General features: G+C 61.5%; 2 protein-coding genes and 1 pseudogene. All 3 read right to left on the bottom strand.

Annotation, left to right across the window (positions count from 1 at the left end):
• Nucleotides 1-260 precede the first annotated feature (260 nt).
• A complete protein-coding gene (locus tag E2583_RS11075) occupies nucleotides 261-566 on the bottom strand; it encodes a hypothetical protein (RefSeq protein WP_009459685.1) in 306 nt (101 codons plus the stop codon).
• A gap of 90 nt (nucleotides 567-656) precedes the next feature.
• Complete coding sequence (locus E2583_RS11080) at nucleotides 657-977, bottom strand: hypothetical protein (RefSeq protein ID WP_009459687.1); 321 nt, start codon at nucleotides 975-977, stop codon at nucleotides 657-659.
• A 51-nt stretch (nucleotides 978-1,028) separates the two neighbouring features.
• Nucleotides 1,029-1,183 (bottom strand): annotated as a pseudogene (locus E2583_RS11085) (class I SAM-dependent methyltransferase); the annotation flags it as partial.

The following is a 1,183-nucleotide window of genomic DNA, read 5'->3' on the forward strand; positions in this document are numbered from 1 at the left end:
AGTTCGTCGCCGAACTCGCCGACGAAATCCTGAAGGCTCAGGGTCAGAGGGGAAGATTCCGCATCGAGCAGTTCGCCCTGTACGGGCGCGGCTTCAGCGGCATTGGTTTCGAGATCGAGGGACATGGTGATGCTCCAAAGAAAATGGGGCATGCACCACCCCCAGTGGGGCAGTGGCATGCCCCGTGGTGGGAAGTAAATCGGCGCGTGGCCGAAGGTGGTTGAAGGTGCTGGCCTGGATGGCCAGCGGGTGAACCGTGCTCAGTCCTCGGACGGCAGAACGATGACGGTGGCGCGGCGCTCCGCGTCGGTAACGATGCGAATGGCCAGCCCTGGGTGGATCACGTAGTGCGATGCCAGCGAAGCACCTGATTGAAGCGCGGTGCTGTTGGCCTGCCATTGCTGGACGTTGACGTCGCCCCAGTCACCACGGGTGTGGCGCCTGAAGTACGGGATCGGGTCGAGGCGACCCGAGCGGACCAGGCGGTCAATGCCTTTGCTGAAGATAAGCGCCCCGATGGGGAACGCCAGCCTCTGGCAGTAGGTTTCGATGCGATGTGATGCCATGGGCTCCTCCTTGAAAGGTTATTGAGCCACGACACCCCTGGCGGAGTGAAGTGGCTCCGTCAGGTGGATGAGAATGACGATGTGGGGCCGTCAAATCAGATCTTGCTCCTCGGATAGCTGGACCACCGTGGTTTCATGGTCCTCGCTGGTCTTGACGATCAGTGCCAGGTCCGGCGTGATCCTGAACTGCGAGATCATTAGGTTGTCCTGTTGGATTGCGACGTTGTTGGCTTGGCGGGTGGCCTCGTCGATCTCGCCCCAGTCACCGCGCACGTGGCGCTGGACATAGGCCAAGGGGTCGATCAGGCCTTTGCGTGCCAACCAATGCACCTTCTCGCTCAACTTCAGCGTACCCGGTGCGAACAACGGTTGCTTCTGCGGCGCGGGCCGCTTGAACGGGTTTGCGAACATGGTGTTTCTCCTTCGATGTGGGAATAGCAGGACGGCAGCGCGTCCGGTGAGTCAGCGGATGGTCAACACCTCGCCCCGTGTCGCGGAGCCAGGCGTCATGTCCCACGCGCGGATGACGGGCACAAACTTGTCGGTGAGGATGCGGGTCTCGGCGATCGAGCCGTCTTCGCGTTCGGTGAATTCACGCTGGAGCGTCTTGTCCTTGT

It is taken from the genome of Comamonas sp., from assembly GCF_009360615.1.
Lineage (GTDB): Bacteria > Pseudomonadota > Gammaproteobacteria > Burkholderiales > Burkholderiaceae_C > Comamonas.

Coding starts and splice junctions, on each gene's coding strand:
- E2583_RS11075 (WP_009459685.1), bottom strand. CDS start 566: ATGGCATCACATCGCATCGAAACCTACTGCCAGAGGCTGGCGTTCCCC.
- E2583_RS11080 (WP_009459687.1), bottom strand. CDS start 977: ATGTTCGCAAACCCGTTCAAGCGGCCCGCGCCGCAGAAGCAACCGTTG.